26 protein-coding genes and 2 tRNA genes are annotated in these 25,198 nt (G+C 69.5%); 4 read left to right on the top strand and 24 right to left on the bottom strand.

What is annotated here, in order from left to right:
* Window positions 1–154: 154 nt before the first annotated feature.
* The 8 genes from GEV26_RS05905 to GEV26_RS05870 are packed head-to-tail and all read right to left on the bottom strand — an operon-like array spanning window position 155 to window position 7,158.
* Complete coding sequence (locus tag GEV26_RS05905; protein WP_153652201.1) at window positions 155–1,522, bottom strand: FAD-dependent oxidoreductase; 1,368 nt, start codon at window positions 1,520–1,522, stop codon at window positions 155–157.
* Window positions 1,519–2,160 carry a hydantoin racemase gene (locus GEV26_RS05900; protein WP_153652200.1) on the bottom strand — a complete coding sequence of 214 codons (642 nt, stop codon included), beginning with the start codon at window positions 2,158–2,160 and terminating at the stop codon, window positions 1,519–1,521. The genes GEV26_RS05905 and GEV26_RS05900 overlap by 4 nt, the downstream gene beginning before the upstream one ends.
* Window positions 2,157–2,480 carry a muconolactone Delta-isomerase gene (locus GEV26_RS05895; RefSeq protein ID WP_153652199.1) on the bottom strand — a complete coding sequence of 108 codons (324 nt, stop codon included), beginning with the start codon at window positions 2,478–2,480 and terminating at the stop codon, window positions 2,157–2,159. Before GEV26_RS05895 ends, GEV26_RS05900 begins: the two co-directional genes overlap by 4 nt.
* Entirely contained in the window at window positions 2,480–3,181 is a 702-nt protein-coding gene (locus GEV26_RS05890) for an ABC transporter ATP-binding protein (RefSeq protein ID WP_153654987.1), read from the bottom strand. The genes GEV26_RS05895 and GEV26_RS05890 overlap by 1 nt, the downstream gene beginning before the upstream one ends.
* On the bottom strand, window positions 3,181–3,897 hold the full coding sequence (locus GEV26_RS05885; protein ID WP_153911590.1) for an ABC transporter ATP-binding protein: 717 nt from the start codon (window positions 3,895–3,897) through the stop codon (window positions 3,181–3,183). Before GEV26_RS05885 ends, GEV26_RS05890 begins: the two co-directional genes overlap by 1 nt.
* On the bottom strand, window positions 3,894–4,952 hold the full coding sequence (locus GEV26_RS05880; RefSeq protein ID WP_153652197.1) for a branched-chain amino acid ABC transporter permease: 1,059 nt from the start codon (window positions 4,950–4,952) through the stop codon (window positions 3,894–3,896). Before GEV26_RS05880 ends, GEV26_RS05885 begins: the two co-directional genes overlap by 4 nt.
* Entirely contained in the window at window positions 4,952–5,935 is a 984-nt protein-coding gene (locus tag GEV26_RS05875; protein WP_153652196.1) for a branched-chain amino acid ABC transporter permease, read from the bottom strand. Before GEV26_RS05875 ends, GEV26_RS05880 begins: the two co-directional genes overlap by 1 nt.
* Window positions 5,932–7,158 (bottom strand): ABC transporter substrate-binding protein, encoded by a 1,227-nt coding sequence (locus tag GEV26_RS05870; RefSeq protein ID WP_153652195.1) that lies wholly within the window; start codon window positions 7,156–7,158, stop codon window positions 5,932–5,934. Before GEV26_RS05870 ends, GEV26_RS05875 begins: the two co-directional genes overlap by 4 nt.
* 223 nt (window positions 7,159–7,381) lie before the next feature.
* Here GEV26_RS05870 and GEV26_RS05865 point away from each other — a divergent pair, with 223 nt between their 5' ends.
* A complete protein-coding gene (locus GEV26_RS05865; protein ID WP_153652194.1) occupies window positions 7,382–8,179 on the top strand; it encodes an IclR family transcriptional regulator in 798 nt (265 codons plus the stop codon).
* Window positions 8,176–9,042 (top strand): HpcH/HpaI aldolase/citrate lyase family protein, encoded by an 867-nt coding sequence (locus tag GEV26_RS05860; protein WP_153652193.1) that lies wholly within the window; start codon window positions 8,176–8,178, stop codon window positions 9,040–9,042. Before GEV26_RS05865 ends, GEV26_RS05860 begins: the two co-directional genes overlap by 4 nt.
* 25 nt (window positions 9,043–9,067) lie before the next feature.
* Here the strand turns inward: GEV26_RS05860 and GEV26_RS05855 are convergent, their stop codons facing one another.
* The 4 genes from GEV26_RS05855 to GEV26_RS05840 are packed head-to-tail and all read right to left on the bottom strand — an operon-like array spanning window position 9,068 to window position 13,997.
* Entirely contained in the window at window positions 9,068–10,531 is a 1,464-nt protein-coding gene (locus GEV26_RS05855) for a dihydroorotase (protein ID WP_153652192.1), read from the bottom strand.
* A 60-nt stretch (window positions 10,532–10,591) separates the two neighbouring features.
* Complete coding sequence (locus tag GEV26_RS05850) at window positions 10,592–12,007, bottom strand: MmgE/PrpD family protein (protein WP_153652191.1); 1,416 nt, start codon at window positions 12,005–12,007, stop codon at window positions 10,592–10,594.
* Window positions 12,004–12,816: a cyclase family protein gene (locus tag GEV26_RS05845; RefSeq protein WP_153652190.1), complete on the bottom strand. Its 813-nt coding sequence runs from the start codon at window positions 12,814–12,816 to the stop codon at window positions 12,004–12,006. Before GEV26_RS05845 ends, GEV26_RS05850 begins: the two co-directional genes overlap by 4 nt.
* Window positions 12,813–13,997: a CaiB/BaiF CoA transferase family protein gene (locus tag GEV26_RS05840; protein ID WP_194840017.1), complete on the bottom strand. Its 1,185-nt coding sequence runs from the start codon at window positions 13,995–13,997 to the stop codon at window positions 12,813–12,815. The genes GEV26_RS05845 and GEV26_RS05840 overlap by 4 nt, the downstream gene beginning before the upstream one ends.
* Window positions 13,998–14,187: 190 nt before the next feature.
* On the opposite strand from GEV26_RS05840, the gene GEV26_RS05835 reads away from it, so the two are divergent.
* Window positions 14,188–15,534, top strand: a complete 1,347-nt coding sequence (locus GEV26_RS05835) for an MmgE/PrpD family protein (RefSeq protein WP_243838958.1) — start codon at window positions 14,188–14,190, stop codon at window positions 15,532–15,534.
* A gap of 65 nt (window positions 15,535–15,599) precedes the next feature.
* On the opposite strand, the gene GEV26_RS05830 is transcribed toward GEV26_RS05835, so the two are convergent.
* The 9 genes from GEV26_RS05830 to GEV26_RS05790 form a co-directional block, all read right to left on the bottom strand.
* Window positions 15,600–15,675 (bottom strand) — tRNA-Glu (locus GEV26_RS05830).
* 68 nt (window positions 15,676–15,743) lie between these two features.
* Window positions 15,744–15,815, bottom strand: a tRNA-Gln gene (locus GEV26_RS05825).
* A 69-nt stretch (window positions 15,816–15,884) separates the two neighbouring features.
* On the bottom strand, window positions 15,885–17,393 hold the full coding sequence (gene gltX / locus GEV26_RS05820) for a glutamate--tRNA ligase (RefSeq protein WP_153652187.1): 1,509 nt from the start codon (window positions 17,391–17,393) through the stop codon (window positions 15,885–15,887).
* The gene (locus GEV26_RS05815) at window positions 17,386–18,168 is read right to left on the bottom strand and encodes a fumarylacetoacetate hydrolase family protein (protein WP_153652186.1); all 783 of its coding nucleotides are present in this window, start codon (window positions 18,166–18,168) and stop codon (window positions 17,386–17,388) included. The genes gltX and GEV26_RS05815 overlap by 8 nt, the downstream gene beginning before the upstream one ends.
* Window positions 18,169–18,230: 62 nt before the next feature.
* On the bottom strand, window positions 18,231–20,105 hold the full coding sequence (locus GEV26_RS05810) for an alpha/beta hydrolase (RefSeq protein WP_153652185.1): 1,875 nt from the start codon (window positions 20,103–20,105) through the stop codon (window positions 18,231–18,233).
* Window positions 20,102–20,470, bottom strand: a complete 369-nt coding sequence (locus GEV26_RS05805; protein ID WP_153652184.1) for a WXG100 family type VII secretion target — start codon at window positions 20,468–20,470, stop codon at window positions 20,102–20,104. Before GEV26_RS05805 ends, GEV26_RS05810 begins: the two co-directional genes overlap by 4 nt.
* Window positions 20,467–20,988: a hypothetical protein gene (locus GEV26_RS05800; protein ID WP_153652183.1), complete on the bottom strand. Its 522-nt coding sequence runs from the start codon at window positions 20,986–20,988 to the stop codon at window positions 20,467–20,469. The genes GEV26_RS05805 and GEV26_RS05800 overlap by 4 nt, the downstream gene beginning before the upstream one ends.
* Window positions 20,989–21,028: 40 nt before the next feature.
* Window positions 21,029–21,577 carry a hypothetical protein gene (locus GEV26_RS05795; RefSeq protein ID WP_153652182.1) on the bottom strand — a complete coding sequence of 183 codons (549 nt, stop codon included), beginning with the start codon at window positions 21,575–21,577 and terminating at the stop codon, window positions 21,029–21,031.
* A gap of 142 nt (window positions 21,578–21,719) precedes the next feature.
* Window positions 21,720–22,619, bottom strand: a complete 900-nt coding sequence (locus tag GEV26_RS05790; protein WP_153652181.1) for an NAD(P)/FAD-dependent oxidoreductase — start codon at window positions 22,617–22,619, stop codon at window positions 21,720–21,722.
* Window positions 22,620–22,672: 53 nt separating this feature from the next.
* On the opposite strand from GEV26_RS05790, the gene GEV26_RS05785 reads away from it, so the two are divergent.
* Complete coding sequence (locus tag GEV26_RS05785; RefSeq protein WP_153652180.1) at window positions 22,673–23,107, top strand: MerR family transcriptional regulator; 435 nt, start codon at window positions 22,673–22,675, stop codon at window positions 23,105–23,107.
* A gap of 109 nt (window positions 23,108–23,216) precedes the next feature.
* Here the strand turns inward: GEV26_RS05785 and GEV26_RS05780 are convergent, their stop codons facing one another.
* The 3 genes from GEV26_RS05780 to GEV26_RS05770 are packed head-to-tail and all read right to left on the bottom strand — an operon-like array spanning window position 23,217 to window position 25,197.
* Window positions 23,217–23,981 carry an isoprenyl transferase gene (locus GEV26_RS05780; protein ID WP_153652179.1) on the bottom strand — a complete coding sequence of 255 codons (765 nt, stop codon included), beginning with the start codon at window positions 23,979–23,981 and terminating at the stop codon, window positions 23,217–23,219.
* Window positions 23,978–24,706 (bottom strand): DNA repair protein RecO, encoded by a 729-nt coding sequence (gene recO, locus GEV26_RS05775; protein WP_153652178.1) that lies wholly within the window; start codon window positions 24,704–24,706, stop codon window positions 23,978–23,980. The genes GEV26_RS05780 and recO overlap by 4 nt, the downstream gene beginning before the upstream one ends.
* Window positions 24,703–25,197, bottom strand: coding sequence for a VOC family protein (locus tag GEV26_RS05770; protein ID WP_243838954.1), 495 nt, complete (start codon window positions 25,195–25,197; stop codon window positions 24,703–24,705). Before GEV26_RS05770 ends, recO begins: the two co-directional genes overlap by 4 nt.
* Between the last annotated feature and the right edge of the window lies 1 nt (window position 25,198).

Here is a 25,198-nt window from a genome sequence, read left to right as displayed (position 1 = left end):
TGTCGTGCCCGCGAGGCCCTGCCGCGAGCGCAGAGCAGCGAACAACCGGATCCTGGCCACGAGGACGACGTCGGTCGGTTCGGGGGGCGACACCCTCATGCTCACTATCGCTGACCCGGCACGCTCGTGGGTGCACATCGGTCAAGATCTCTGGCTAGCTGTGCCCGGCCGCCACATGATCGGCCGCGAGGTAGGCGAGGCCGAGGGCCGGGAGCAGCCCGTTGCCGGCCAGGTAGCCGCCCGCGCCGTGGCCCGAGATGCCCATCGCGGCACCGCCCGACGCGTACAGCCCCACGATGGGTGACCCGGCCTCGTCGACCACACGCGCGTGCTCGTCGACGCGAAGACCTCCCTGCGTGTGGAACAGCGCGGGTCGCACCGCGACCGCGGCGAGTCGGCCGCCCAGCTCCTGCTCCCAGAAGGTGCGACCGAGCTCGTCGTCCTGCTCCCCCCTGGCGAACAGCTGCGTCTGGCGCAACGTCCGCTCGAGCCCTTCCGGGTCGATGCCCGTCTCGGCGGCCAGCTCCCGAGCCGTACCGGCCCACTTCACGGCGCCCGAGTCCCGGGTGTCCAGATAGTCCTGGAACACCGAGCACGCCTCGTCGATGCGGCTGTCGAGGATGATCCAGGCCTGGCCGTCCGCGTGCCGCAGGACCTCGGCCGCGTACTCGGAGTAGCCCGTCGTCTCGTCGCCGAAGCGCCGTCCATGGCGATCGACCAGGAACGCACCGTGCATCACGGTCGCCCACCCGGCCAGTGTCGCCGCGGGCATCGCGAGCGCGGCGTGCCCCTGGTACGCGTCGAGGTACGCCGTCGCGCCACCCAGTCGCGCGCCGATCGCCAATGCGTCGCCGGTCGAGGCCTCGCTGCCGTGGTACACCGCCTCGGCGATCTCGGGGGCGTGCTGCGCGACGAGATCGCGGTTGGCGGCGAATCCGTTCGTCGCGAGCAGGACCGCGTCGGTCGGGATCTCCTCGGTGCCACTGGGCGTCGACACGACGACGGCGCGGACACCGGTCCCTCCCATCAGCACGTCGTCGAGGTGCGCCGGGACGAGGAGATCGATCCGGGGATGGCGCCTGGCCTCGCGGACGAGGTGCGCAAGCATCGCGCGGCCCGAGCGGCCCGGCACGGTGTGGCAGCGACGTCTGCTGTGCCCCGGGTAATCGAAGTCGGTGACGAGCGACAGGGGCATGCCCACGTCGTCGGCCAGCCACTCCACGAGCTCGGCGCTCACGCCGGCCAGGGTCGCGGCCAGCGCGGGATCCGCCTCGTCGTGGGTCTTGGCCATGATGTCGCCCACGAAGATCTCGGCCGAGTCCTCGACACCGCTCTCGCGCTGCCAGCGGCTCCCGGCCCCCGGGATCATCGCGGTCGACATCGCGGTGTTGTTGCCGACCGCGAAGTGCTCGTTGGAGTCCACGACCAGGACGTCGAGACCCAGTGAAGCCGCCCGAACGGCCGCCGCGAGACCGCCGCCGGCGCCGGCGACGACGAGATCGGGACCGCCGTCGGCGTTCACGCGACTCCGCCCTCCAAGGCGGCCCGGAGGCCCAGCAGACGCAGCGCGGTCGCCGTCGGGTCCACGAGCACCGGTCCGGCGCCGCTCGCGGCGACGTCGACGGCCGAGCACGCGTTGAAGACGAATCCCTCGTCGAGATCGGCGACGCTGCGCGACACCGTCTCGTTCCAGACCCGGTCGTCGGCGATGACGTCGAAGCCCAGGTCGAGGACGCGCGTCGCGGGGGCGGCCACGCCGTACGACGCGAACCGGCGGTCCAGCTCGGCGGCGATCGCCTCGTTGCGCGCCACCGAGTACAGGGGGGTCCCCTGGCTCGCGAGGAAGGAACCCGTGAGCCGGCCGATGCCGAGCAGCGGACGAGCCAGGTCTTCCTGGTCGTCGATGCCCGGGTCCAGGACGCAATCGGGCAGGAACGCGTCGAAGCCGCTGGGATCCGCCTCCGTGAACGCCCTCAGCACGGCCCGCTCGGACGCTGCGACGTCCTCGGGCGTGTCGAGTGCCGAGGGAGCGCCGCTGTCGGGGCCGATGTCACGCAGCTCGACCTCGACACCCGCAGGGCTGTGCTCGGCATAGCGCGCCTGACGCCGGGCGAGCTCCTGCTCGCCGACCGCGATCGGGGTGTACGCCAAGATCCTCATGCTGTCTCCTTCGTCGGGGCGGGCGGCTCGATGCCGAGGGCGCGTGGATCGTTGGGGTGCTCGGCCAGCGCGTGGACCTCGATGTTCATCCAGGGGTAGAGCGGCAGCGAGGTGAGCGCTTCGTGCAGGACGGTGGCGTCGGGCACGTCGTACAGGCTCCAGTTGGCCCACCTCCCCGGCACCCGCCACAACCGGCGGAGCCGGCCGGCGTGCGCGAGGCGCTGGCCCTGGACGAGCTCGGCGGCGAAGATGCTCTCCCGCTCGTCCTGGGAGCGTTCAGGGGGCCACTCGATCTCGATGTGGACGAGGAACTCCGCCATCAGGTGCCCAGGTAGGCCGCGCGGACCCGCGGATCGTCGGCGAGCTCGGCACCCGAGCCCTCCAGCACGATCGCGCCGCTCTCGATGACGTACGCCCGGTCGGAGATCGCCAGCGCCTGCGAGGCGTTCTGCTCCACGATCAGCACGGTGACCCCGGTGTCGCGGATCTGCGTGATCGCGGTGATCACCTGTGCCGCGAGGTTGGGCGCAAGTCCCACCGAGGGCTCGTCGAGCGTCAGGCACGTCGGACGTGCCATGAGCGCCCGGCCGATCGCCAGCATCTGCTGCTGACCGCCCGACATCGTGTTGGCTCTCTGGGTCCGCCTCGTCGCGAGGATCGGGAACAGGTCGAACACCTGGTCCAGCGATGCCTTGATGCTCGACCGGGGCTGCGAGTAGGCGCCCATCTCCAGGTTCTCGATCACGTCGAGGTCTCCGAAGAGCGCCCTGTCCTGCGCCACGTGCAGCATGCCGGCCCGGACGATCTCGTCGGCCCGCTGCGACTGCACCGGCTTGCCGCCCAGCAGGATCTCGCCACCGGTCGCCTTGATGATGCCCGCGACCGCACGCAACGTGGTCGTCTTGCCGGCACCGTTGGCGCCGATGAGGGACACGATCTCCTTCTCGCCGACCGTCAGGCTGACGTCGTGCAAGATCTCCAGGCGGCGGTAGCCCGCGCACACGTTCTTCAGCTCGAGCATCACGCGTAGTCCTCTCCGAGATAGGCCTCGATCACCTGGGGCTCGGCGATCACCTCGGCGGGGACGCCCTGCGTGAGGACCCGCCCGTCGTGCATCACCACGAGGCGCTCCGACAGCGCCATCACCGCAGCCATGATGTGCTCGACGAACATCACGCTGAGCCCGTCTGCGTGCAGATCGCGCAGCAGCTCGATCATGGGCGCCCGCTCGGCCGGGACGAGTCCGGCCAGCACCTCGTCGAGCAGGATCATCCGCGGCTCCATCGCGAGCGCGCGGGCGAGCTCGAGGCGCTTGAGCCCGGCCGTCGGCAGGCTGCCCGAGCTCGTGCCGGCGTACTGCGCCAGCTGGACCCGCTCGAGCACTCCGAGCGCGTGACGCCTGGCGTCCTTGCGCGAACGGTTGGCCAGCGACGCGATGGTCACGTTCTCGAGCACCGACATCGACTCGAACGGCCGCATGAGCTGGAACGTGCGCACCAGGCCGGTCCGGGCGACCTTCTGCGCCGACCAGCCGGTGACGTCGACGCCGTCGAACACGACCCGGCCCTCGGTGGGCGGCAGGCTGCCGGCCAGGAGGGAGAAGAGTGTGGTCTTGCCCGCGCCGTTGGGTCCGATGATGCCCAGGAACTCCCGGTCCTCGACGCTGATGTCGACCGAGCTCACGGCCGTGAGCCCCGCGAACGTCTTGGTGAGTCCTTGCACTTCGAGCAGGCTCATGAGCGCCACCGATCCCTGATGGTGCCGAAGATGCCCTTGGGCATCACGATCACGATGATGATGAGCAGCGTTGCGTAGACCGCGACGTCGAGCCCCGACGTGCCCTGCAGGAACGACAGGAACCCGGGGGGATTGCGAAGGACCGTCGCCACGAGCTCCGACAGGGGGCCCACGACAGCCGCGCCGATGACCGGCCCCCAGATCGTGCCGATACCGCCGATCACGGCCGGGATGATGGCCTCGACGGACACCGCCGAGCCGAAGGCCTGCTCAGGACCGACGAAGAAGTAGTACTGCGTGTAGTAGACGCCGGCGACCGCCGTGATGCCGCAGCTCAGCGCCACGGCGATGAGGCGTGCCCGCATCGTGTCGATGCCGAGCGACGACGCGGCGACCTCGTCGTCGCGCACCGCCTGGGCGTACTGGCCGGCCCGTGAGCGCACGTAGAGGATCGAGATCAGCACCGCGACCGCGAGGATCGCGAGCGGGATCCAGAAGTACAGCGGGCTGCCCTGCTGGAACTGCAGCATCGACCACGAGTCGCTCGGCAGGATCTCCACGTTGAACCCCTCCGTCTTGTTCAGGACGTCGAGGTTCTGCACGATCAGGAGGAACATCTGCGCGAACGCGAAGGTCGCGAGGGCGAAGTACGAGCCCGCGAGCTTGTACCGCAGGCACAGGTAGGCGATCGTGACTCCCACCGCGGCGGACAGCACTGCGGCGACGATCATCGAGATCCACGGCGATATGCCGTGGTCGACGAGCAGGTAGGCACCCGTGTAGGCGCCGATGCCGAAGAAGGCCGCGTGACCGAAGCTGAACATGCCGCCGAACCCGCTCATGAGGTTCCAGCCGACCGCCATGATCGCGAAGATGAGCGTGCGGATCGCGACGCTCTCGCCCTGCTCGCCCAGGACCAGCGGCAGGCATGCGAGCACCGCGACACCCACGACGAGCACGATGAGCTGGCGGCGCGCCCACGTGTCCTTGAGCCGCGGGTCGTCCGCCGCCGGCAGCTCGTGTGCCGGGGGTGACGAAACAGAGGTCTCGGTCATCACTTGGCTCCGTACAGACCTTGGGGGCGCAGGAAGAGCACCACGACGAAGACCGCGAACACCAGGATCAGCGATCCTGTGCCGGGCAGGTAGAGAGCACCGACCGTCTGGACCAGTCCGATGATCAGCCCGCCGATCGTCGCGCCGAGCACGCTGCCCAGCCCGCCGAGCACCACGATCACGAAGGCGAGGATCGTGAACTGCTCACCGACCGACGGCGTGAGGCTCGTGAACGGGGTCATCAGGCCGCCGGCCACGGCGACACTGGCCGCGCCGATGCCGAACGTGAGGGCGTAGACCCGACGCACGTTGACGCCGACCAGGGCGGCACCCTGCGCGTTGGCGGCCACTGCACGGATGGACAGACCGAGCGACGTGCGCCGCAGGACGAGGGTCAGGGCGATGCCGACCAGCACTGCGCCCACGAACGCGATGACGCGGGAGTACGACGCGATCGCGCCGAACATGTCGAACGATCCGTCGAACGGAGTGCCGACCGACTTGGGCCGACCGCTGAAGATCATCAGGAGCACGTTGGCGATGAGCAGCTGCAGGCCGAGCGTCACGAGCAAGGGGCCCTCGTGGCTGCCGGTCGAGGTCAGCCGGTTGAGCAGGAACTGCTGCACGAACATGCCGAACATGAACATGACCGGGATCGCCAGGAGGGTCGCGACGTAGACGGGGATGCCGGGCCCCGCGACGAGTGCGTAGACGATGTACATCGACATCGTCAGCATCGATCCCTGCGCGAAGTTGACGACGCCCAACACACCGAAGATCAGGGTCAGCCCGATCGAGACGAGCGCGTACACCCCACCCAGCAGCACGCCCGTCACGATCGACTGCGTGACGAGCCCGCTGTCCTTCCCACCCACCACGTACACCGCGGCGAGCAGGAGGACGACAGTCACCGCCACGACGGTCGTGGGGTGGGTGGAGACCCTGAGGATCTGGGCCTGCTGCCCGGTGGAGGTGTCGGTCATCCGTTCGAGCCCACCGGGAACACCAGGTCCTTCGTCGCGAAGTCCTTCGGGAAGACCTGCTCGACGGCGTCGTCCTGGATCTGCATGACGATGACCGTGGCGTTCTTGTTCTGGCCACGCTCGTCGAACGTGATCGGACCGCCGAAGGCGAGCAGCGGATCGTCGATCTCGATGCCGGAGATGGCCTCGCGCAGCTCCTCGGGATCATCCGAACCCGACTTCTCCAGCCCCGCCGCAATGACCTCGACCGCCTGGTACGACAGGATCGACGCCGTCTCCATCGGCTTGCCGTACTTCTTCTCGAAGCGTGTGCGGATGTCGCCGACCCGCTTGCTGTTGGCGTCGTAGTGGTAGTTCGCGCTCAGCACCTCCTGGCCGGATGCGCCGGAGGCCTGCGGGAACGATCCGTCGTCGAACGCTCCGTTGGCGATGCCGTACAGCCCGCGGATGTCGGGCTTGAGCTCCGAGACGGCCTTGGCGATGAGCACGCCGTCGGGGAAGTAGCCCGTCGCGACGATGACATCGGGGTTGGACGCTGCGGCCTCGCGCACCTGCGTGGTCGCGTCGGAGAAGTTGGTCGCCGGATAGGTGATCTCCTTGACCGCGGTGATGCCCTGCTTCGCAGCCTCCTTCTCGAACGCCTTGAACACGCTGTCGCCGAACGCGCCCTCGATGTGCAGGTAGGCCACCGACGTGATCGGCGTGCCGCTGTCCTCGCCGATCTTGGCGAGCGACTCGGCGCCGGAGGTGCCCATGCTGGTCGCATCGGGCTGGACCCGGAACGAGTACTTGTAGCCCTGGTCGAGGATCTTGTCGTCCACAGCCACGTCGATCACGAACGGGACGCGTCCGCGCTCGGCCACTGCCGCCACGTTCTGGGTCACGTCGCTCTGGTAGGTGCCGACGAGCGCGACGGCACCGTCGCCGATGAGGCGCTGAGCCTCGCTCTGGCCGACCTCCGCCTTGCCTTGGCTGTCACCGCTCGACAGCTTCAGCTTGGCGCCGTCGAGCGCCTTGATGCCGCCGGCCGCGTTGATGTCGGCCACCGCCAGCTTGGCGCCGTCGTCCATCAGGCCGCCGACGCCCGCGAGGGCACCCGACGTGGGGTGGATCGATCCGATGGTGATGGTGCTCGAGTCCGAGGAGCCCCCGTCCGAGCCGCTGCACGCTGCCAGCCCTCCGGCGACGACCAGTGCGGTCACCACGCTCGCGATCTTCTTCATCCTTGAGACCTGCCTTCCGTGCCAACGGCACCAGAGATATGTTCCACTGAAAGGAACGCCGTGCGGACCATGTGTTCCGCTCAGCGAACTCCGGCTGAGAACCGACGGCTACTTTTCGGTCACTATTCCACGGCCGTGCCGGGATTACTAGACTTACATCACACTCGTCCGCAAAATATACGGTTCGCTCAGCGGAACACTCAGAACATTCGAAAGGAACAGCATGGCGTCGACCACTTCCTCACGGCCCTCTTCGGAGAGTGCGAGCGGCACGGAGTCCGCCGATCGCGTCGCGGATGTCCTGGTGTCGTTCACCCGCTCGGACCGGCCCCTCGGCGTCTCCCAGATCGCCCGGGACCTCGGGCTCAGCAAGGCGGTCGTGCACCGCATCCTGCAGTCGCTCGCCTCGCGCTCGCTCGTGCAGGTCGTCCCCGGTGACGTCAGGTACGCCCTCGGGCCGACGGCGGTCGGTCTGGGGACGAAGGCCTGGAGCCAGCTCGACGTGCGCAGCCTGGCCGCCCCCACCCTGCGCGGCCTGCGCGACCTCACACGAGAGACCGCGACGCTCTCGGTCCTCGTGGGCAACCGGCGCATCTACCTGGACCAGTACGAGAGCCCGCAGGAGGTCAAGATGGTGGTCGAGATCGGTCCCCAGTTCCCCCTGCACTCAGGCGCGTCGAGCCGCTCGATCCTGGCCTTCCTCCCCCCGGCCTTCATCGACGAGGTCATCGCCGAGCTGGTGGACGTACGGCCCACCACCGACGTCGAGGAGTACCGGCAGGGCCTCGACCTGGTCCGCACCCAGGGATATGCGACGTCGAACAACGAGCGCATGACCGGAGCCGCCTCGATCGCCGCCCCGTTCTTCGATGCGAGCGGCAACGTGCTCGGCTCGATCAGCTCGTCGGGCCCCGCGGCACGCTATGCCGAGCTCGCCGACGAGTCCCACCAGGAGCACGTCGCCGAGGTGCTGTCAGCCGCACACGCGATCACCCAGCTTCTCCAGCCGGCCCGCTCGTGACCGGCGTGACCGGCGTGACCCGGATCCTGCCGCGCTCGTTCTTGTACGTCCCCGGCAACCGGCCCGACCTCTTCGCGAAGGGCGCGGCAGGCCCGGCGGATGCACTCGTCCTGGACCTCGAGGACGCGGTCCCCGTTCCGGAGCGGGCCGCCGCCCGACGCGAGGTCATCGCGTGGCTGGGCGGGCGCACGCCCGGCGCGACCGGCCCCGAGGTGTGGGTCCGCGTCTCACCGGACTTCCTCGCCGAGGATCTCGGCGCCGCGGTCCGCCCGGGCGTGCAGGGGCTGTTCATCGCGAAGTGCTCGGCCGAGCACCTCGACGCAGCGTCGCAGATGATGTCCGCCCTCGAGGAGGAGCGCGGCACGTCCCGGCTCGACGTCGTGGGCCTGGTCGAGACCGCTGCCGCCGTGCGGGACCTCGCTCGCATCGCCGCCCACCCCCGGCTCACGACGCTCGGCATCGGCGAGGTCGACCTGCTCGGTGATCTGCGGATGACCCGTTCGCCCCGCACCGCGGCCGCGGTCGACGCGCTCCGCACGCAGGTCGTCATGCACTGCTCCGCGGCCGGCCGGGCCGCACCCGTCGCGCCCACGTCCACCGACTTCCGCGACCTGGCGGCGTTCGAGGACAGCACCCACCACCTGCTCGATCTCGGCTTCCGCTCGCGGACCGCGATCCACCCCTCCCAGATCGACGTGATCCACACCGCCACGAGCCCATCCCCCGAGACCCTCGCGCAGGCGCAGGAGATCGTCGATCAGTTCAGCCGGGCCAAAGGTGGCATCACCCTGGACGCCCAGGGTCGCCTGATCGACGCCGCGGTCGTCCGCGAGGCCGTCGAGACGCTGGCCCGGCGGCGCTGACGAGCGGCGCCGGGCCGGTCAGCCCTCAGCTGCCGGAGCGGCGCTGGAACGTGCCGCGCGGCTCACCGACGATCGCGCCGTCCGCCCACACCGCCTCGCCGCGCAGATAGGTGTCGGTGACCTTGGCCGTCAGCTCGAAGCCCTCGAACGGCGTGTACTCCTGCGTGGACACCGAGTCCGCGGCACGGACGACGTACTCCACGTCGTCGTCCACCAGGCTGAAGTCCGCGTCGTACCCGACCTTGAGGTCACCCTTGTTGGCCAGGCCGAAGCGGTCGGCAGGGTTGCGGGCGGTGAGCTCGGCGATCGCGTTGTACGACAGTCCGCGCTTGCGTCCCTCGGAGATCATGCCGGGCAGCAGGTACTCGGTGCCGCCGAAGCCGGACTTGGCCACGAACACGTCGTCGCGGGGCTCGCCGAACTTCGTCTCGTCCTTGCAGCACGCGTGGTCGGACGTGACCCACGAGAAATTACCGGCCAGGACGTGGTCCCACAAGGCCTCGACGTCCTCGCGCGAGCGCAGCGGCGGGTTGACCTTGCCGCCCAGGTTGGCGGTGTTGAAGTCGGCGAGCAGGTGGCCCACCGTGACCTCGCGGCGGAAGTCGATGTGCGGGAACGTCGCCTGCATCATCATCGCGGCCTCGATCGCCTTGCGGGAGGTCAGGTGCAGCAGGTTGATGTTGGGCAGCTCGGTCTCGTGCGCGAGATACGACGCGATCGTGATCGCGAGGCCCTCGGAGTGCGGCGGGCGCGAGGCGCTGTATGCCTCGAGCCCGCTCAGCGTGCCGTCCGCCTCGACCAGCTTGGTGTAGGCGCGCATGATCTCGGCAGTCTCGCAGTGCAGCGACAGCGAGATGTGGTCACGATCGGCGGCGAAGCGCCCGTCCTCACGCGCCTTCTGCAGGCCGCGCATGATGAACTCGAAGTGCGCGATGTCGTACGACTCGTCCTCGGGGAGCATCAGGAACGACCCCTGGTCGCTCGAGCGTCCGTGCAGTCCGTGGCTGCCGTAGAACATGAACACCTTGAACGACGGGACGCCGGATTCGATGAGGTACGGGATCTCGTCGATGTGCTCGGCCAGGATCGGCGCGATGTGGAAGCCGTAGTCGATGTACGCGCGGCTGTCGGTCGCGGCGAGCACGTCGGGGAAGATCTCCCGGTAGGGGCCCGAGCGGTTGAGGTAGTAGGCGCCCGTGCGCATGTAGGTGATTCCCGACGTGACACCACCCTGGGCTGACGCCTGGCTCTCGCTCGCGGCGTCCTCCCCCAGCTCGTTGTAGATGCCCCAGTGCTGGTGGACGTCGACCGCACCTGGGAACAGGTGCTTGCCCCCCGCATCGAGCACCTCCGTGGCACGGGCCGGGTCCAGATCGGTCTCGAGTGCGGCGAAGCGTCCGTCCTTGATCCCGACGTCAAGACGCTCGGGCGCCTCGTGGCCGGGCCGGACGACCTGGGCGTTGGTGATCAGCAGATCGAATTCAGGCATGGGAACTTCCTTCGGTCGGGGAGCAGGACACGGGCGGTCGCACCGTGCGAGGTCGGGTGGTCACGCGTCGATCGCGGTGAGGGGTCGAAGGAGCGCGTCCATCGTGGATGCTCCGGCCAGGTCTCGACAGAGGTCGGCCAGGGTGGAGACCGCCGCGTCGTCGAGCTGACGTCCTGCATTGGTCGCGAACTTGGCGACGATCTCATCGAACGACAACGGTCGATCGGGCCCACCGCGGGTGGTCAGCACCTTCTCCACCAGGACGCGCCCGTCGTCGAGCTCGGCCGTCAGGACCGCGGGGAACTGGTGGGGGAAGATCTCGGTGCACTGCGCGTCGGCGACCACGTCGACCTTCGCCATGAGGGCGCGGCGTGCCGGATCCTGCGCGAGCGCATCGGTGTAGTCCTCCAGCCCGGCTCCGAGTCCGTGACCGCCGAGCAGGCCCACCGCGACTGCGTACGGCCCGCTGAACTGGGCCATGTAGCCGGTCTCCGGTGCCCGCTTGACCTCGATGGGCTCGCCGATCGTCCGCAGGTTCGGGGAGGGCACGCCCAGGGTCAGGCGCCGGACGGCGTCCGGGGTGACTCCCGCGGCGCGCAGCGCTGCCGCAGCGTCGACCGCCGCGTGCGTGAAGTGGTTGGCCGGATAGGGCTTGACGAAGATCCCCGGCACGGACCACGCCGTGCCGAGGTCGGCGCTGACCTGGGCCGGATCGTAGTTGCCGTGCAGCCAGGACTGGAAGAACCCGAACCGACCCTCGAGCACCGTCGGGGGTCCGGTGATCCCGTACTCGACGAGGCTCGCGGCGGAGATCGCCGCATGGGCCGCCCAGCCGCAGTGGATGCGTTTCACCGTGCCGCCCGTGCGGTTGGCCTCGATGATGCCCGACGCCATCGACGCCGCGACGCCCATCGTGTCGGTGATCGCCTTGGCCGAGGCTCCGCCGATCACGGCTGCCGCGACGGCCCCGCCCATCGCGCCGCAGATGGAGGTGGCGTGCTGACCGTTCTCGAAGAAGGTCGAGTTCTTCGTCCTGGTGTCGTAGCCCGCCATGCCGAGACGGACGCAGACCTCGAGGCCGATCGCGATGCCTCGCACGAGCGCGCGACCGTCCGCCCCGTGGGCCTGGGCTGCGGCGAGGGCCGCGGGGACGACGGTCGCGCTCGGGTGCAGCACCGACGGGAGGTGGGTGTCGTCGTAGTCGAGCGAGTGCGCGAGCACCCCGTTGACGAACGCGGCCAGGTTGGCCGGCAACGGCTCCGCGACGCCCACCGCCGAGGCCGGGCCGCCGCCTGCCTGGTCGCGCGCCCACGACCGGGCCGCACGGCTGGTGTCGAGGTCGGCGGCGGCGACAGCGATCCCGAGCGTGTCCAGGACGCGCATCCCGACGCTCTCCACGACGTCGGCGGGCAGCGCGTCGTAGGTCGTCGCGACCGCGAATGCGGCGATCTGCTCGGCCAGCGTGGGGCCGCTCATGCCGACGTCACCGCGAGAGGACGCACCGGCGAGCCGGTGGCTCCGTAGATGTTGAGCGGGATGAGCACGAACGTGAACTCGTACCGGCGCCGTGCCGCCAGCTGCTCAAGGTCGAGCGCCTCGATGATGTAGATGCCGCTCTCGACGAGCAGCACGCGGTGCGCCGGCAGCAGGGCGTGGCCGCCGCCCGGGGCGAGCCGCTCGAACGCGATCGTGTCGGCACCGGCCGCGTGGACGCGCCGCTCCGCGAGCCACTGCGCACCGGCCTCGCCGATGCCCGGCACGCCGCTGGGCCCGCCCACGTAGGGAGCACCGTCGGCGAACAGGCTCCCCCAGCCGCTGCGGATGAGGACCACGTCGCCCTCACCCACCTCGACGCCCGCGTGCTCGGCCGCCGACTCCAGGTCGGCGACGGTGATCTCGTAGCCGCCCTCGCACACGTCGACGCCCAGCACCGCCGGGACGTCGAGCAGGACGCCACGCCGCATCATCGGCGCGATCGTGTGCACGCCGAGCTCGTCGTACTTGCCGCCCACGCCCGCAGCCATCGCATCGACCCCGCCGAACATCTCGCCGTCGTGGGACACGTGTGCCAGTGCATCGATGTGGGTGCCGACGTGCGTCCCGGTCGTGATCATGTCGTTCGCGGCGCTGCCGCCGTCGGCGCGGACCATGTCGCCGTGCCGCCGGGGCAGGGTGTGCCAGAACTGGGGGTGGTTGGGCGACTGCGGCATGCCGACGCGGAGCTGTCGTCCCAGGTCGACCACGTCGACCCCACCCAGGACCGCATCGAGGAGGGCGTCGCTCATCGGACGACCCCTGCATCGGTGAGCTCGGCGATCTCGGAGTCGCTGTAGCCCGATTCCCGGAGCACCTCGTGCGTGTCCTGGCCCAGCGCGCGACCGGTGAACCGGATGCTGCCCGGGCTCTCGCTCATCCGCCACATCACGTTGTGCTGCAGCAGTGGACCGACGTCGGGGTCGTCGACCTCGAGCAGCATCTGGGTCTCCTTGATGTGGGGATCTTGCGTGATGTCGCGAGCGTCGTACACCGGCGCGATCGCGGCTCCTGCCTTCTCGAACACGTCCAGGACCTCCGTACGCTCACGCTCGGCGATCCAGTCACCGACGTACGCGTCGAGGAGCTCGACGTGCTCCGCACGACCACTCCCGGTGGCGAACCAGTCCTCCTCGATGACCTCGGGGTGCCCCACGAGGGTCAGGACGCGCTCGGCGATCCGCTGCGCGCTCGTCGACACCGCGACCCAGGCCCCGTCCGCGGTCCGGTAGGTGTTGCGCGGGGCGTTGTTGGTCGAGCGGTTCCCGTGGCGCTGCGCGATCGTGCCCAGCTGCTGGTAGTAGGTGGGCGCGGGACCGACCGCGGTCATGATCGGCTCGAGGATGCTGAGGTCGACCACCTGGCCCTTGCCGGTGCTGTCACGGTGACGCAGCGCCATCATGACCGCCGACGACGCGGCGATCCCGCAGATGCTGTCGGCGAGACCGAAGGCGGGCAGCGTGGGCGGGCCGTCCGCCTCTCCGGTGGCGTCCGCGAAGCCGCTCATCGCCTCGGCCAGCGTGCCGAAGCCGGGACGGCCCGCGTAGGGGCCGGTCTGGCCGAATCCGGTCAGCCGGGCCAGGACGAGCCCGGGGTTGTCGGCGAGCAGGACGTCTGGGCCCAGTCCCCACCGCTCGAGCGTTCCCGGCCGGAAGTTCTCGACCACGATGTCCACCTCGGCGGCGAGGCGCCGGAAGACCTCGGCCCCGCCGGGCGCCTTGAGATCGAGCGCGACGGCTCGCTTGTTGCGGCTGATCTCCTTCCACCACAGCGGGACGCCGTCCTTGCTCGCACCATGTCCGCGCATGTTGTCCCCGTGGACGGGATGCTCGATCTTGACCACGTCCGCGCCGAAGTCACCGAGGATCTGACAGCACAGCGGCCCCGCAAGGATCGTGGACACATCAAGCACTCGGACACCGGACAACGGCATCGGCTGGTCACTCACAGAGACGCTCGTTTCGCTCAGAGGAACAGATGTCCCGGCTCACTCTAACGGCCGTCAACGCCTAAGGGAACCCCTGATCTCGCCGTCATGCTTCTCGTCACTGGCCAGTCCGCTGATCGAGGATTGACGATCCCCACCGCGCCACGTAGCGTCATTGACTGTGTCTACGGATCTTATGTTTCGCTTGGCGGAACAGCAAGCAGCCACCGAGAGGCTGGCAGAGCTGGCGAGTCGATGTCGCCGCGGGGGCGTACCGTCTCATGTCCGCGACCGGATCGAGGTCATGCTGACCGACCTCCTGGGCGTCACTCTCGCGGGCCACAGGACGCCCGAGCTCCGGGCGCTCGCGGCAGCGTGGCGCGCCGAGGACGGTCCGCACACCACGACCGGATCCATGCTGTCCGGCTCGGCCGAGACCGTGGCCCACCTCGATGCGATCGCCGCCTGCTGCCTCGAGCTCGACGAGGGCAACAAGCACGCTGCAGGGCACCCCGCCGCCCATGTCGTCTTCGCGGCGATCGCGGCCGCCCGACTCGCTGATCGTCCCGTGACCGGCCGACAGCTGCTCGACGCGATCGCCGCGGGCTATGAGGTCGCCGCACGCTTCGGTCGCGCCGTGACGCGCGATCCCCGTTGGCACCCCCACGGGCACTGGGGCGCGGCCGGCGCAGCCTGTGCGGCCTCACTCATCCTCGGCGCCACCACCGCCCAGACCGCGGCCGCGATCGACGCCTCGACCTCACTCGTCCAGGTCACTCCGTGGGCCGTCGTGCTGAGCGGCGGCTTCAGCCGGAACCTGTGGATCGCGGGGGCGAACCGGGCCGGTCTCGATGCAGCCCGCCTCAGCCTGGCCGGACTGGTCGACAACGCCGGCAGAGCCCAGCACTCCCTCGGCGACATCGTCGGTTCGCTCGACCCGACCGTCCTGATCGAAGGACTGGGGCACGAGTGGCTGACGACCGAGGGCTACACCAAGCAGCACGCGTCGTGCTCCTACACCCACGCCGCGGTGGACGCGGTCCAGGCACTCAGGTCCTCGTACGGCGTGACTGCCGACCAGGTCGCCCACGTCACGGTGCGCACCCACTCACTTGCCGAGCCCCTGTTCGTCCGCGATCCCACGTCCAGGCTCGGCGCGATGTTCTCGCTGCCGTTCGTCGTGGCTGCCGCGGTCGTCAGCCCCACGATCGATGCGACGACGCTCGACCCGGGCAGTGCGACGTTCCTCGCGGCACAGGAGCTGAGTGCACGCGTCGAGGTCACGGCGAGCCCGGCCCTCGACGCCCTGCTCCCCCACCGACGCCCGGCGGAGGTGACGATCACGCTTCACGACGGCACCGCGATCAGCCTCGGCGTGCCCAACCCGATCGGGGACGTCGACCACTTCCCGATGTCGGCGGACGACGTCGTCGCGAAGCTCGAGCGACTGGTGGGGTTCGACGACACCTCGCGCATCGCTCGCGTGGTGACCGCGCTCGACGCGAGCCCGGACGCCGTACGAACCCTCGCCGCCCTGCCCTGATCATCGCCCCCGGACACGGAAAACCCCCTGACCCGCGTTTCCGCAGGTCAGGGGGTTTTTTTCCATGGTAGCCCCGACGGGATTCGAACCCGCGCTACCGCCTTGAGAGGGCGACGTGCTAGGCCGCTACACAACGGGGCCATGGAGTTGGTCTCTCGACCGGATGAAACCCTACCAAAGCCCTTGTTCGAGCTGTTCGGAGGGTGTCGCTGGGATACTAGGACTCGAACCTAGAATGGCGGTACCAGAAACCGCTGTGTTGCCAATTACACCATATCCCACCGGTTTCGGACGCTGTCCGAACCGAGGTCAAACTTTACCTGACGCACCTCCCGGCACTCAAACCGGGCTCACCCCAAGGCCGCATCGAGGCGCGCGATGGTCTTGCGGTGACCCAGCAGCTCGAGCGACTCGAACAGCGGCGGGGAGATGCGACTTCCCGTCACCGCAACGCGAACCGGGCCGAATGCGAGCCGCGGCTTGAGCCCCATGCCGTCGATGAGGGTCGTGCGGAGGGCCCCCTCGATCGTGCCGGTCGTCCATTCCGCGGCCCCGGGGATCGCGTCGAGCGCGTCACGAGCCGCCCGGACGACCTCGAGACCGGACGCGTCGAGGTTCTTGGCCGCGTCCGCCGCATCGACCACGAACTCGTCGTCGGAGACGAACAGGAAGCGCAGCATGTCGACGGCCTCGGTCAGCAGGGTGATCCGCTCGTGGACGAGCGGCGTCGCCGCCGCGAGGGTGCCCATCTGGGACACCGTGGGCGTCTCGTCGATCAGGCCGGCCTCCTGGAAGTACGGCGTGAGGCGCTCGCGCAGCTGCTCGTCGGTCAGCAGCCGTACGTGCGATCCGTTGATCGCCTCGGCCTTCTTGATGTCGAACCGAGCGGGGTTGGGGTTGACCCGTCCGATCTCGAAGGCCTCCACCATCTCCTCGAGCGAGAACACGTCGCGGTCCTCGGCGATCGACCAGCCGAGCAACGCCATGTAGTTGAGCAGACCCTCGGGCAGGAAGCCCTTGGGCTTGTAGTCGAGCAGATTGGACTCGGGATCGCGCTTGGACAGCTTGCGGTTGCCCTCCCCCATCACGAACGGAAGGTGGCCGAACTCGGGGGTGAAGCCGCCGCCCACGCCGATCTCCGCGAACGCCTCGTACAGCGCGATCTGGCGCGGCGTCGAGCTCAGCAGGTCCTCGCCGCGCAGCACGTGGGTGATGCCCATCATCGCGTCGTCGGTGGGGTTGGTCAGCGTGTACAGCGGCTGTCCGTTGGCCCGCACGAGGACGTAGTCCTGCACGTTGGCCGAGTCGAAGGTGATCTCACCGCGCACGAGGTCGGTGAACGTGTACGTGCGCTCGGGCATCTTGAACCGGATGACCGGCTCGCGCCCCTCCGCCTCGTACGCGGCCTGCTGCTCGAGCGTGAGGTCGCGGTGCAGACCGTCGTAGCCGCTGGGCTTGCCGGCCGCCCTGGCCGCGTTGCGGCGCTGCTCGAGCTCCTCGGCGGTGTCGTAGGCCTTGTAGGCGAAGCCCGCGTCGAGCAGGCGCTGGGCCACGTCGGCGTAGATGTCCATGCGCTCGGACTGGCGGTACGGTCCGTGCGGTCCCCCGACCTCGGGTCCCTCGTCCCAGTCCAGCCCCAGCCACTTCATGACCTCGACGAGCAGGTGGTACGACTCCTCGTTGTCGCGTGAGGTGTCGGTGTCCTCGATGCGGAAGACGAACTTCCCACCGTGGTGGCGGGCGAACGCCCAGCTGAACAGGGCCGTGCGGGCCATGCCGACGTGCGGGTTGCCGGTCGGGGACGGGCAGAAGCGGGCGACGACCGGTCGCGTGCCGGTCGTGCTGGTCAGGTCAGTCATTGCGGGACACCACCGAGTTCGTCAGAGTTCCGAGGCCTTCGATCGACACGCTGACCGAGTCGCCGACCTCCATGGGACCGACACCGTCAGGGGTGCCGGTGAGGATCACGTCGCCGGGCAGGAGCGTCATGAACGACGACACGTACGCGATGACGTCGGGCACGGTGAAGACCATGTCCGACGTACGCCCGTCCTGCTTGAGCTCGCCGCCGAGCTCGGTCGTCACGCGGACGTTCGAGGGATCGAAGTCGGTCTCGATCCAGGGGCCGAGCGGGCAGAACGTGTCGAAGCCCTTGGCGCGCGCCCATTGGCCGTCCTTGGCCTGCAGGTCGCGGGCCGTGACGTCGTTGGCGACGGTGTAGCCGAAGATCACCTTGGGCGCGTCCTCGACGGACACGTCCTTGCAGATGCGGCCGATGACGACCGCGAGCTCACCCTCGAAGTGCACGTTGCTGCTCTGCTCGGGGTAGAAGATGGGGTCGCCCGGGCCGATGACGCTCGTGTTGGGCTTGAGGAAGATCAGCGGCTCCTCGGGCACCTCCCCGCCCATCTCCGCGGCGTGCTTGGCGTAGTTCTTGCCCACACACACGACCTTGCTGCGCGGGATGACCGGCGCGAGCAGGCGGACGTCCGCCAGCGGGATCTTCTGACCGCTGAGGTTGAGCCCGGCGTAGAGCGGATCGCCGTTCAGGACAGCGATGGTGGGGACTCCGTTGTCGTCCCCGATGACTCCGAAACGAGGATCGTCGTCCCCGGCAAATCTGGCGATGCGCATATGGCCCAGCCTATCGCTGTCGGGCGACATGCCCGTCGGCGGAAGAGCTCCCCACCCGTCACTCAGCCGAACATGCCCCCGAACGACGGCATGGGCGGGCTCAGCAGTCGGCCGGTGTTCTCCAGGACGTCGCTCGCGGTGTCGATGGCGTCGCGGGCCCCGTCGACCACCGGGTCGACGTACTTGTCGTACACCTGGTTGCCGTAATAGATCCCCTCGTCCTTGGCGTAGTCGGTCAGGTAGTCGCGCGCCGGCTGGTCGCGACCGTCGATCGTCTCCGGATCGTTGCCGACCGTGATGTCGGCGATGTTCTCGAGGGACTCGCTGCCCGGGTCGAAGTACGAGGTGTGGTTGTTGAGCCCCTGCCCACCGATGTCCTCGGCGTGGAAGCTCTCACCGTTGCCGACGTCGATGCGGTCTGCGCCGAACGAGGACTGGGACGGGTCCTCCCCCAGACCCAGACGGGTGTCGCCGCCGAGCCACGTGACGAAGTCCTCGTCGCGCGAACCGACGTAGACGTGCCCCTCGCCCATGTTGAGATCGCTCACGTCGTGGGCGTCGCCTCCCGCGCCTGGGCTGCCGAGCAGCACGAGGTCGTCGGCCGCGAGGCCGTCGTGGGCGGCGTGCGCCACCGTGGTGGAGCCGTAGCTGTGCCCGATCACGGTCAGGTGCGACTGGTCGCCGGTGTCGGACGCCCGCAGACCGTCGACGAAGGCCGAGAGCCGCTTGCCGCCCGCCTCGGCGAACTCCTCGTTGCTCACCATCGCCATGTCGATCGCGTTGACCGGATCCTTGGCCTGACTCATGTCGAAGTCGGGCGAGTCGTAACCGATCCAGGCGATCGTGGCGTTCGACGCACCAGGATCGGCCTTGTTCGCCTGGGCAAACAGGTCGAGGGCGCTCTCCCCGTTGGCGCCGAGCGATGCCATCGTGTTCATGATGCCTGGCACGACGACCGAGGTGTTGTCGGCCGTGTCGGGGTTGCCGTAGGCGACTGCTGCGGCACCATCGCCGTGGATCGCCTCGGGCTGGTAGAGGATGAGATTGCTGTCGACCGGCAGCCCCGTGGACGGATCGGTGACGGTCGCTCCGGCGTCGATCGCGTCACGCGCGGCCTCGGCGTTCTTGAGCAGCTGCTGCTCCTCCGGCGTGAGCTCGCGCTCCTTGTCCAGCCCGTGGAGCCGATCGATGTCGCGCGTCATGGACGCCCGGTTGGCCTCGTCACGGTCATCCACGGGGATGCCGTCGGTGTTGCCGACGGCATCGGGATTGTCGATCTTCAGCGCCTCGCGCTCGGCGGGCGTCAGCGCCATCCACCACGCATTGATCGCCTTCGGGTCGCCGTTCTTCTGCTCGAGCTCGCGGTTGAGGGCGTCCACGTCGGGCCGGTCGGAGCTGGTGCTGAGTGCACGTCCCTCGCCCACGGTGTCGGCCGAGCGGAACGCCGCGACGAGCTTGTCCTCGTTCGCCGTGACCCGCGCCTCCCACGCGATCCGCCGCTCGTCGAGCCGGGTCACGCGGGCCTTGAGCGCGTCGGCCCGCACCTGGAGCTCGGGCTCGTCCTCGACGTCGGAGGAGTTCACGAGATCGACCAAGGTCTGGATGTCGATGTTGATCCCGGACCGGGTCTCCATCATGTCGAGCCGTTGACCAGCCAGGACGGCGAGCTGCGAGACGTACGCGTCACAGGCGGCCGCGACCGTCGTGAACGCCGCCGTGACGGCGTCGACCGCCGTGCTGAAGGTCGTCATGGCGTGGTTGGCCGCCTCGGCCGCATCGCCGGACCAGCCATCGGGAGCGCCGTTCTCAGCGGACCAGGAGCCGACGTCCGCCGTCTTGGTCGCTGTGGCGCGCAGCTGGTCGGTGACCGCCTTGGCACCTTGGTCGACCTCCATCTCGGGGATGACGGCGACCTGGTCAGGGATGTGGACGGTCATTGCGGCATCGCCACGCCGGGCAGGGTCCTGGGCGCGAGGACCGGCGGGAGCGGGCCGGGCTCGACGCCACGGTCGTCCCACGGCAGCAGCCGTTGCAGGTCCTGGACGGCCCTGTCGTCCGCCTGCTGGTAGCTGCCCACACTCGTGCGCAGGGCGTCTGCGTGAGCCTCGGCCGTGGCCACCCGGTCCTTGATCTCCGTGCGCCAGGTCTCGAGGAACGCCGTCGCGGCGCTCGACACACGGCTGCCCAGCAGCTCGGGGTCGACCTTGTTGAGGCTGGACTGCGCCTGCGACAGTGCCTCGGCCTGATCGTCCCAGCCCGCGGCTGCCCGGGTCAGCGCGGCGGTCCACACGACGAAGCTCATCGCAGCGTCTCCGTGACGGCGTCGATCGTCTCCGGCGCGGCGGCAAGGCTCATCGACTCCAGCCGGAGGTCGATCGATCCTGCGGCGACCTCGGCGTCGAGCAGATGACGTCCATCGCTGGCAAGCAGCTCTGCCGGTCGGTCCACGACCGCGCGGGCGTCCCAGCCCTGGGCCAGGAGGGTGTCACCGATGCGGCGCAGGAGCGGGACGGCCTCGCCCTCGGGCAGACCCCGCAGCGAGGCGCGGACGACAAATGTGCGGACGAATGCCGAGTTCTCGAAGCGCCATGCCTCGTGCCGGGCGTCGGGGTCCGGGTGGCCGATCGCCTCGAGCAAGCCGTCCAGCGCCGCCCGGGCGGCGCGGACGGTCGTGGCGACGTCCGGTGCTGCGGCAAGGGACTGTTCGGGCTGGGCGGCGTCCACCGGAGGCAGGATCACCAGATCGACATCCGGGTGCTGCTCGCGCAGGACCCGGAAGAGCGGTTCGCCCCCGAGGACGCCTTCGTCGGCGCGTCTCATGCGCTGACCGTAACAGCCTGTCAGGCCAACGGTCGAGGGTTCAGGAGGCTCCGGTCACGGGGCTTCCGTACTCATTGGGAGCGATCTTCCGCATCGCTTCCGCATCGCCTTCGGAGTACCACTGGCACTCCGAATCGAGGCTGAACGACCGGATCATGACCCCGCCCACCGATCGCCCGCTGCTCGACAGCACGACGACATCCGTCCCGTCGATCGTGCCCTTGACCGTCTGGTCATCGGTGATCTCGACGTCGAGACCGGCATCGGTCAGCACGGCACGGATGCTCTCCGCCGCCTCGGCATTGTCGTCGACCTGCGAGTGCAGCTCCCCGCGCACCGAGTACTTCTGGTTGTTGGGCCCGACGCCGCACTCGGTGAACTTTCCGCGGACGAGTGGGAACTCTCCGTCCAAGCCCGAGGCAAGTGCTGGGAGGATCTTCGCCGTCAGGTCATCGACCGAGGACTTCACCGACTCGTACGACACCTTCTTGCCACCTTCGCCGTTGTCCTCGTCGCTGCCGCCGCCCGACGACCCGCACGCGCTGACCAGCAGCAGCACCCCGAGGACGCTCACCATCACGCGTCTCATGCGCAGAGGCTAACAGCGACTCGCTGCCCTGTCCCGGCTGCTGCGCCGCCGCTGATTCCCAGGAGATCCCCCTTTCCCGACACGTCACCCTCGTTGCAACAGGGGTGACGTGGCAGGTTCCGGGGTTCTCCTCCCCCGCGCGTCAACCACGCTGGGCCAGCTCCATGTGGCAGACGGCGGCGGCTGTGAGCCCTGCGGACATGGCGCCCGCGACCGATGGCATGGGCCCGGGCAGGGCGGAGACGTGGGCCAGGTCGCCCGCTGCGAGGACCCCCGCGAGGCTCGTACGACCCATCGCATCGACCTCGATGCACCCGGACGGCAGCAGGTCGAGGCCGAGCTGCTCGCCGAAGGGGGCCGACTGGCTGATCCGGGTGGCGACGAACATGCCGCGCACGGCGAGGGCCTCGCCCCCGTCGAGGTGCACCAGCAGGCCACCGTCGACGCGCTCGACCTGCTGCACCTTCTCCGGGCTGACGTCGACGGCGAGCGCCTCGAGCCTCGCGGCGACGTCGTCGTCCGGCACCTCGCCGTCCGCCAGCACGACGAGCTCTCCACCGAGCCCCGCCAGCAGCGAGGCCAGGTGTGCGCTCTGCTGCCCGGCGCCGAGCAGCGCGACGCGACCTGCCGCGAGCTCGTGCCCGTGGCAGAACGGGCAGGACGCGATCTCCCGGCCCCACGCCTCGGCGACCCCGGGGACGTCCGGGAGCGTGTCGCGCACGCCGGTCGCCAGGATGATCGTCCGGCTCGCCAGGACCTCGTCACCCACGACGACCTCGAAACCGTCCTCGGCCTGGCGCACGATGTCAGCAGACGCCTCGCGGAGCTCGACCGTCCTGTACGCCGCGAGGTCCTTCCGGGCCAGGAGCCGCAGCTCGGCGGGATCGCGGCCGTCGTGGGTGATGACGTTCTGCATGTGCTCGACCGTGCCGTTGCGATAGCTGCCGGAGTCGAGCAGCAGCACGTCCCGGTGCATGCGGCCGAGCGTGAGGGCGGACTGCAGACCGGCCGGTCCGCCGCCGATGACGATGGTGTCGAGCATGGTGGTTCTCCTTGGTGGTTGCCTGAGCCCCCACTCTGTGAGTTCATGTCAACATGAAGTCAAGCCTTCGATCGATCGGCGACACCGCGGCCCGGTTCGGGCTGGAGACCCACGTGCTGCGGCACTGGGAGGACAAAGGCCTGCTGGCACCGGCCCGCGACGGCGCGGACCGCCGGTTGTACGGCGACGACGACCTCGTGCGCATCGCCGTGATCGTGCGCTCCAAGGCGGCCGGGATGACCCTTGACCAGATCGGCGTGCTGCTCGCCGACGATCACGGGTCGAGGCGTCACGCGGTGCTGCAGGAGCACCTCGCCGATCTCGACCGCCGGATGGAGGAGATGCGCCGCTCGCGCGCCATGGCGGTGCACGCATTCGAGTGCGAGGCCCACGACATGACCCGGTGCCCCGGCTTCCGGGCCACGATCGCGGACGTCCTCGACGGCTCGAGCACCTGGTCTGCTGCGATCGCCCAGGCGCGGCCGTAGGGCCCGGCGCCGCTGATTCCCAGGAGATCCCCCTTTGCCGCCACGTCACCCTCGTTGCAACAGGGGTGAGGTGACAGTTTCCCAGGTTCTCCTGGGAAACTGCGGCGGGTCAGGCGCTGCCGTAGCGGCGGTTGCGGGCGGCGTACTCCTCGATCGCGGTCCAGAGGGCGCGGCGGTCGACGTCGGGCCAGGCGATGTCGCTGAACACCATCTCGGCGTACGCGGACTGCCACAGCAGGAAGTTGCTGGTGCGCTGCTCCCCCGACGTGCGCCAGAACAGGTCGACGTCCTCCATGTCGGGCTCGTCGAGATAGCGGGCGAACACCTTCTCGTCGATCTTGTCGGGGTTGACCCGGCCGGCCGCGACGTCACGGGCGAGGGCGGCGGCGGCATCGGCGATCTCGGCGCGTCCGCCGTAGTTGACGCACATCGTCAGCGTCAGGACGTCATTGTCGCGGGTGAGCTCCTCCGCGGTCTCGAGCTCCTTGATGACGCTGCGCCACAGGCGCGGACGCCGACCGGCCCACCGCACGCGGACGCCGAGCTCGTGCATCTCGTCGCGGCGACGGCGGATGACGTCGCGGTTGAAGCCCATCAGGAAGCGCACCTCGTCGGGCGAGCGCTTCCAGTTCTCGGTGGAGAATGCGTAGGCGGAGATCGCCTTGACGCCGATCTCGATCGCGCCCTCCACGACGTCGAACAGTGCGGCCTCGCCCATCTCGTGGCCTGCGGTGCGTGGCAGGCCACGCTGCTTGGCCCAGCGCCCGTTGCCGTCCATGACGATCGCGACGTGACGCGGCACCTGCTCGATCGGGATGCTCGGCGGCGTGGCACCCGAGGGGTGCGGCACGGGCCGGCGGACCTCCCGCTTCACCGGTCCACGTGGCTCAACGAGCGCAGGCCGCGCTCGAGGTGCCAGGACAGATAGGCGTTGATGATGCTGCTGGCCTCGCGCCGGGACCGGTCGTCGGACGTGCCGACCGTGGCCCAGTCGCCGCTCAGCAGGCCCGCGAGGAGCGTGACGGTGAACGGCGACGGCGCGGCCGAGCCGGTGACCCGGCAGCCGTCGCACAGCATGCCGCCGGACGCCGCGTGGAAGTTGCGGTGGGGACCCTCCTCGCCGCAGCGGGCGCAGCCGTCGAACGTCGGCGCGTAGCCCGCGATCGACAGCGCACGCAGCTGATAGGAGTCGAGGATCAGGCCCGGGGTCATGCGGTGCTCGGTGAGCGCGCGCAGCGCTCCGGTGAGCAGCTGGAGCTGGGCGACGGCGGGCTCACCGTCCTCCTGCACGAGCCGCTCGGCGGTCTCGAGCATCGCGGTGCCGGCGGTGTACGCGGCGTAGTCCGAGCCCAGGTCGCGGGCGAAGGCGTTGATCGTCTCGGCCTGCGTGATGATGTCGAGCGAGCGCCCCTCGGCCAGCTGCAGGTCGACGTGCATGAACGGCTCGAGCCGACCGCCGAAGCGCGACGTGGTCTTGCGCACACCTTTGGCGACGGCGCGCACGAGACCGCGCTCGCGGGTCAGCAGCGTGATGATGCGATCGGCTTCACCCAGCTTGTGGACCCGCAGCACGATGCCGGTGTCGCGGTAGAGGCTCACCCGTCCATTGTGCCGTGCGGGGGTGACAGGCCGGCCCCGGCTCGCCGCCCCACGTCAATCGAGGCAGAACTCGTTGCCCTCCGGTCGTGCATCGTGATGAACCCGGCCTCCATGGGCGGGCTGGGATCGATCCGGTAGGCCCGGGTCGCACCCAGGGCGCCGAGGCGCTCGGCCTCGGTCTCCAGCGCCGCCATCCGTTCGTCCCCCGCGAGCCCGGGTGCGACGCGCACGTCGAGGTGGACGCGGTTCTTGGCCGACTTGCCCTCCGGCACCCGCTGGAAGAACAGCCGCGGGCCGTCGTCGTCCGCAGGCACGATCGCGCTCCGGCTGTTCCACTCGCTCTCCGGCACCCCCAGCGCGGCGAGGGCTGCCTCCCAGGTCTCGAAGCCCCCGGGCGGGGGCTGCAGCTCGTAGTCCAGCGCCTCGGCCCAGAACGCCGCGAGGGCCGCGGGGTCGGCGCAGTCATAGGTGATCTGTATGTCTTTGCTCATG

This window comes from Aeromicrobium yanjiei (genome assembly GCF_009649075.1).
GTDB lineage: Bacteria > Actinomycetota > Actinomycetes > Propionibacteriales > Nocardioidaceae > Aeromicrobium > Aeromicrobium yanjiei.
Note: the sequence above shows the minus strand (reverse complement) of the source record. Positions and strands in the feature narration are given on the sequence as shown.

What these genes read in the sequence shown, in the direction of transcription:
- GEV26_RS05845 (WP_153652190.1), bottom strand. Translation starts at nt 12,816, where the DNA reads ATGAGCGACGCCCTCCTCGATGCGGTCCTGGGTGGGGTCGACGTGGTC.
- GEV26_RS05770 (WP_243838954.1), bottom strand. Translation starts at nt 25,197, where the DNA reads ATGAGCAAAGACATACAGATCACCTATGACTGCGCCGACCCCGCGGCC.
- GEV26_RS05785 (WP_153652180.1), top strand. Translation starts at nt 22,673, where the DNA reads ATGAAGTCAAGCCTTCGATCGATCGGCGACACCGCGGCCCGGTTCGGG.
- GEV26_RS05890 (WP_153654987.1), bottom strand. Translation starts at nt 3,181, where the DNA reads ATGCTCGAGCTGAAGAACGTGTGCGCGGGCTACCGCCGCCTGGAGATC.
- GEV26_RS05790 (WP_153652181.1), bottom strand. Translation starts at nt 22,619, where the DNA reads ATGCTCGACACCATCGTCATCGGCGGCGGACCGGCCGGTCTGCAGTCC.
- GEV26_RS05870 (WP_153652195.1), bottom strand. Translation starts at nt 7,158, where the DNA reads ATGAAGAAGATCGCGAGCGTGGTGACCGCACTGGTCGTCGCCGGAGGG.
- GEV26_RS05840 (WP_194840017.1), bottom strand. Translation starts at nt 13,997, where the DNA reads ATGCCGTTGTCCGGTGTCCGAGTGCTTGATGTGTCCACGATCCTTGCG.
- GEV26_RS05900 (WP_153652200.1), bottom strand. Translation starts at nt 2,160, where the DNA reads ATGAGGATCTTGGCGTACACCCCGATCGCGGTCGGCGAGCAGGAGCTC.
- GEV26_RS05810 (WP_153652185.1), bottom strand. Translation starts at nt 20,105, where the DNA reads ATGACCGTCCACATCCCTGACCAGGTCGCCGTCATCCCCGAGATGGAG.
- GEV26_RS05895 (WP_153652199.1), bottom strand. Translation starts at nt 2,480, where the DNA reads ATGGCGGAGTTCCTCGTCCACATCGAGATCGAGTGGCCCCCTGAACGC.
- GEV26_RS05885 (WP_153911590.1), bottom strand. Translation starts at nt 3,897, where the DNA reads ATGAGCCTGCTCGAAGTGCAAGGACTCACCAAGACGTTCGCGGGGCTC.
- GEV26_RS05800 (WP_153652183.1), bottom strand. Translation starts at nt 20,988, where the DNA reads ATGAGACGCGCCGACGAAGGCGTCCTCGGGGGCGAACCGCTCTTCCGG.
- GEV26_RS05805 (WP_153652184.1), bottom strand. Translation starts at nt 20,470, where the DNA reads ATGAGCTTCGTCGTGTGGACCGCCGCGCTGACCCGGGCAGCCGCGGGC.
- GEV26_RS05795 (WP_153652182.1), bottom strand. Translation starts at nt 21,577, where the DNA reads ATGAGACGCGTGATGGTGAGCGTCCTCGGGGTGCTGCTGCTGGTCAGC.
- GEV26_RS05875 (WP_153652196.1), bottom strand. Translation starts at nt 5,935, where the DNA reads ATGACCGACACCTCCACCGGGCAGCAGGCCCAGATCCTCAGGGTCTCC.
- GEV26_RS05815 (WP_153652186.1), bottom strand. Translation starts at nt 18,168, where the DNA reads ATGCGCATCGCCAGATTTGCCGGGGACGACGATCCTCGTTTCGGAGTC.
- GEV26_RS05880 (WP_153652197.1), bottom strand. Translation starts at nt 4,952, where the DNA reads ATGACCGAGACCTCTGTTTCGTCACCCCCGGCACACGAGCTGCCGGCG.
- GEV26_RS05850 (WP_153652191.1), bottom strand. Translation starts at nt 12,007, where the DNA reads ATGAGCGGCCCCACGCTGGCCGAGCAGATCGCCGCATTCGCGGTCGCG.
- GEV26_RS05855 (WP_153652192.1), bottom strand. Translation starts at nt 10,531, where the DNA reads ATGCCTGAATTCGATCTGCTGATCACCAACGCCCAGGTCGTCCGGCCC.
- GEV26_RS05865 (WP_153652194.1), top strand. Translation starts at nt 7,382, where the DNA reads ATGGCGTCGACCACTTCCTCACGGCCCTCTTCGGAGAGTGCGAGCGGC.
- gltX (WP_153652187.1), bottom strand. Translation starts at nt 17,393, where the DNA reads ATGACTGACCTGACCAGCACGACCGGCACGCGACCGGTCGTCGCCCGC.
- GEV26_RS05835 (WP_243838958.1), top strand. Translation starts at nt 14,188, where the DNA reads ATGTTTCGCTTGGCGGAACAGCAAGCAGCCACCGAGAGGCTGGCAGAG.